5 protein-coding genes are annotated in these 4,245 nt (G+C 74.1%); all 5 read left to right on the forward strand.

What is annotated here, in order from left to right; all coding sequences use genetic code 11:
- The first annotated feature begins 125 nt into the window (after positions 1 to 125).
- The 5 genes from E1258_RS30395 to E1258_RS30410 all read left to right on the forward strand — a co-directional run bounded on the left by E1258_RS30395 (position 126) and on the right by E1258_RS30410 (position 4,227).
- Positions 126 to 809, forward strand: a complete 684-nt coding sequence (locus E1258_RS30395; protein ID WP_371688707.1) for a DUF6758 family protein — start codon at positions 126 to 128, stop codon at positions 807 to 809.
- Positions 810 to 942: 133 nt separating this feature from the next.
- Positions 943 to 1,101, forward strand: coding sequence for a hypothetical protein (locus E1258_RS33690; RefSeq protein WP_165878125.1), 159 nt, complete (start codon positions 943 to 945; stop codon positions 1,099 to 1,101).
- A gap of 6 nt (positions 1,102 to 1,107) precedes the next feature.
- The gene (locus tag E1258_RS30400; RefSeq protein ID WP_132407154.1) at positions 1,108 to 1,986 is read left to right on the forward strand and encodes a PH domain-containing protein; all 879 of its coding nucleotides are present in this window, start codon (positions 1,108 to 1,110) and stop codon (positions 1,984 to 1,986) included.
- A 106-nt stretch (positions 1,987 to 2,092) separates the two neighbouring features.
- Complete coding sequence (locus E1258_RS30405) at positions 2,093 to 2,938, forward strand: SigE family RNA polymerase sigma factor (protein WP_132407156.1); 846 nt, start codon at positions 2,093 to 2,095, stop codon at positions 2,936 to 2,938.
- A 56-nt stretch (positions 2,939 to 2,994) separates the two neighbouring features.
- The gene (locus tag E1258_RS30410; protein ID WP_132407157.1) at positions 2,995 to 4,227 is read left to right on the forward strand and encodes a hypothetical protein; all 1,233 of its coding nucleotides are present in this window, start codon (positions 2,995 to 2,997) and stop codon (positions 4,225 to 4,227) included.
- The last annotated feature ends 18 nt before the right edge of the window (positions 4,228 to 4,245 follow it).

The following is a 4,245-nucleotide window of genomic DNA, read 5'->3' on the forward strand; positions in this document are numbered from 1 at the left end:
CCCCTGACCACCCGCCCCTGACCGCCCGCGGCGTGGCGGCGGGGGCACCGCGACCAGCCGGGGAATTGGCGGCTCGACTTGACTATGAGGCGAGCCGGGGCGACGGTGGAAACGTGAGTGTCGTGGTGAGTTGCCCCAGGTGTGGTGGATCCGTCCGGGAGCCGGGCCTGATGCACACGGAGTGGCGGTGCCTGCGCTGTGGACCCGTGCCGCCGCTGCACGTGCCCGAGCACATCGGAGCGGAGATCGCGGCAAGCGTGGTCCACCGGGTCGCCGCCACCGGGGTCGCCGACGGCCCCGTCACGCCGGTCTGGTGCCCGTGGCCGCTGCCGCCCGGCTGGACCCTCACCGGCATGGCGTACGCCGGTGACGACCGCACCGGGGTGCGCGCCACCGCCGTGGCCCTCACCGGGCCCGAGCCGCTCGACGGCGGCCCGGCCGACCTGGTGTTCGTGGCCGAGGAGCCGGGCGTGGGGCTGGGCACCCGGTTCGCCGGGATGGCGGGCCCCGACCCGGGTCCGCAACTCGCCGAGGCGCTGGAGGATCCCGGCCCCGGGCATCCCGGGCATGTCGGGCAGGCCAGGATCCGCGTCGCCGGCCACCCGACTCCACTGTGGCTCGTGAATTCTCCGACGGATCGAAGCGCGTACGCCGGCGAGGCTCGGGGAATGTGGCTTCATGCGATAGCCTGGCCGGCGAGCGCGGGACATCTGCTCGCCGAGGACGTGGAACTGCACGATCTCACCGAGTGGATGCCGTCCGAGCTCGTGTACGGCGCTCCGTCTCCGTACCTGCACGGGAAGGCCTGACAAGCCGACAAGCTTGGCGAGTCTCCCGTTCTGTCGGAGAACGGACGCAGAGATTCACTGTACGACACCTTACTGATACTCTGGGTGCCGCTGCGGTAAATGGACCCGGCGCCGCGCGAGAGGATGGCCCGCCATGGTCAAGAAGGTCCTCACCTGGGCCGGTATCGCATTCTTGATCTTCTTTGTTGCGTACCGGCCGAACTCCGCCGCAGACGTCTTCAAGTCGATCGGCGGCGGCATCATGGACATCGCCCAGGGGTTCGGCGACTTCTTCACCAGCCTCATCGCCTAGCCGCCGATGGGAAGCCCCTCCGGTCCGCCGTTCGACCCCGACGACCCAGACCGGGAGCGCCGGGACCGAGACACGGAGCCGATTCCCCGAATCCGGCCCGAGGACGGTCCGGCCTCCGGCCAGGGGCCGGGCTTCTCCAGTGGTCCCCCCTTCTCGGACGACGTCGGCTACGGCGACGGCCCCTTCGCGGGCCAGGCGCGCTCCGGGCGTGCCTGGGTCCGTGACCCGGAGGTCGACTACCAGCCGCCGCAGATCTCCGAGGACGAGCTCGCCGGGCTGCGGGTCGACGCCTCCGGGATGCCGCTCGGTCCCCGGCGGGTCCTGCCGCTGGAGGACGAGCCCAGTTCCCTGGTGGCGCGCTACCTCTTCCCCACCGAGCGGTACCGGGGGGAATGGAAGCGGCACTGGATCCATTTGACCACGCCGATCCTCGTGGGCATCGGGGCGACCTTCGTCCTCGGCTACCTCTCCGGCTTCCTCGCCGGGCGGGACGTGAGTGCGCTGACCACCGTCGCGGTGCTGCTCTGGTTCGCCGTGATGGGCTGGGTGGCCTGGAAGGTCGCCGACTGGTGGTACGACCGGTTCATCCTGACCAACAAGCGGGTCATGGTGGTCACCGGCATCATCACCCGCAAGGTGGCGATGATGCCGCTCGCCCGGGTCACCGACATGAAGTACGAGCAGAGCCCCGCCGGTCGTGCCCTCAACTACGGCACGTTCGTGCTGGAGTCCGCCGGCCAGGACCAGGCGCTTCGGGAGATCAAGAACCTGCCCAACCCGAACGAGCTCTACCTGCGCGTCGTCGAGGAGATGTACGAGCCGCAGGCGGTCGAGGCCCGGTTGGGCAAGGAGGCGGACGAGGCCAAGGCCGACGACGGGGCGTGAAGCTTTCCGTCCGAACATCGGAGGAACGCCGCACCTTTCGCCGTCGCCCCGCCCCGCCCCGGCATGAAAACCTGCCATGCAGGCATGGGGGTGCGGGAGGTGAGCGGTGGCCGCGAAAGACCCGCTGGAGGAGGAGTTCCGCGAATTCGTCGCGGCCCGCTCCGGAGCGCTATTGCGCACCGCGTACCTCCTCACCGGCGACTGGGCCACGGCAGAGGACCTGCTCCAGACGGCGCTGACCAAGACGTACCTGGCCTGCAGGCGGCTCGGCGGCATCGAGGCGATCGAGCCGTACGCCCGCCGTGTCATGGTCAACACGTCGACGAGCTGGTGGCGGCGGCGCTGGCACGGTGAGCGGCCGACCGAGGTGTTGCCGGAGCGGGCCGCAGTCGACGAGATCGAGCAGCAGCTCGACCGGGACGTGCTCTGGCGGCAGCTCAGGGCGTTGCCCAGCCGGCAGCGGGCGGTGCTGGTGCTGCGCTTCTACGAGGACATGTCGGAGGCGCAGACCGCCGCGCTGCTGGAGATCTCTCCCGGCACGGTGAAAAGCCAGACCTCCCGGGCGCTGGCCACCTTGCGCCGGCGGCTGGGCGACCAGGCGGCCCTCGGCCTGGCCGACGGCGGGGCGCAAACGCGGCCCGAGGGGCGGCTGGAGGAACGCCCCGAGGGGCGGGCGGGCAACCCGTCCGCCGGCCGGGCCCGGACGAGAGCCGGAGAGGTACCCCGCCACCCCGACCGGCGGGCCGCCGCGCCGCGTCCCGCCTCGGCGGCGATGCCCGACGTGCCGCGTCCCGGCCGGACGGCGGCGACCGACACGCCCGCGCCGAGCGGGTCCGGTCCCCGTCCCGCCCCGGCGACGCCGCGACGGCCGGCCCCGGCCGTCGGCGGCCCCCCGGCAGGTGGCACCCCGCTCGTAATGCCGGCTGAGGCCGTCTGCGCGGAGCGGAGGTGAGTGCGGTGCCCGGCCCTGCTGACAACCGGACGGCCGTTCCCGCGCGTCCAACAGGCATGACGGCGGACCAACTGGAGCGCGCGATCCGGGAGACCCTCTCCCGGCAGGCCGCCGTGCCGCGCCCGTGCACCGTCGACCCGGCCGGCCTGGCCATCCGGCGGGCCACCCGGACGCGCCGCCGCCGGTTGTTCACCGGCACCGCCCTGGCGGGTATGGCCACGGTGCTGGTCAGCGTCGGCATGGTGCAGCTCAGTCCGCAGGCGGGTCACCCCACCCCACCGACGGTGGTGCTCGGCGACCCGCGCGACTCCTCCTGGCCGGCTCCGGAACCGGTGCCGGGCCCCTCGGGCGGAACGTCCCGACCGTCCCTTGGGCCGGCCGGCGCCGCGGTGGACCTGGTCGTCAACGGAACGCTCTACACCAGCGGTAGGACGGGCATTCCCCTCGGGGTGGTCGTCGCCGACCGGGCTCAGCGCGTACCGGATCGGGGCGGCTGGCTGGTGGTGGGCGCGCCCACCGTCGCCGGCCGGGCCCTGCTGTCCGTGCACCCCGACGGCAGCACGCGGGTGCTGCTCGCCGGCGCGGAGGCGATCGCCGTCGCCCCCGACGGCGGTCAGGTGGCCTGGCGCGACGGCGACCGGCTCTCCATCGGCGGCATCGTCGGCGACCAGCTCGTCGCGGTCGCCGGCACGTCGGCGCCCGGCGCGGCCGTCCCGGTCGGCTTCGCCGGCAACTCCGTCCTGGTGCGCCGCGATCCGGCCCGACCCGGGTACGCGCTCTGGCACCCGTCCGCGGGCGGGCTCCCCGCCGACGGCTGGCGCGACGTCATCGCCGTCCACGGGGCGCTGCCGGACGGCCGGCTCGTCGGCATGGTCCCCACCGGTACGCCCCGACGCCCCTGCCTGGCACTGCTCGACCCCACCCGCGCGCTGGCCACGATCCGTACCGCCTGCGGCCCGAACCTCAGCGCCGACGGGCCCGGTGGGGTCTCCACCGACGGCCGCTGGCTGCTGGCGAACGGCCGTACCGGCTCGTCCGGCCCCACCGGGGCGCTCCTGATCGACCTGGCCACCCTCGACGGGACGCCGGCCGGCCGCCCCGCCGGCCCGGCGTTGGCCGGCGCGGTGTCCTGGACGCCGGCGGGCACCGCCTGGTACGTCGACGCGCGGGGCGGGCTGGTGCGGGTGCGGCCCGACCGGGTGGTCGCCGGCGAGCGGGCTGCCGCCAGCCCGGTGACCGGCGTCGAGCCGACCGGCCGGCCGGTCGTCGTCACCGACCCGGCCCCCTGACCGGCGCCGAGCCCCCAC

Origin of the sequence: Micromonospora sp. KC207 (assembly GCF_004348615.1) — a bacterium.
GTDB lineage: Bacteria > Actinomycetota > Actinomycetes > Mycobacteriales > Micromonosporaceae > Micromonospora.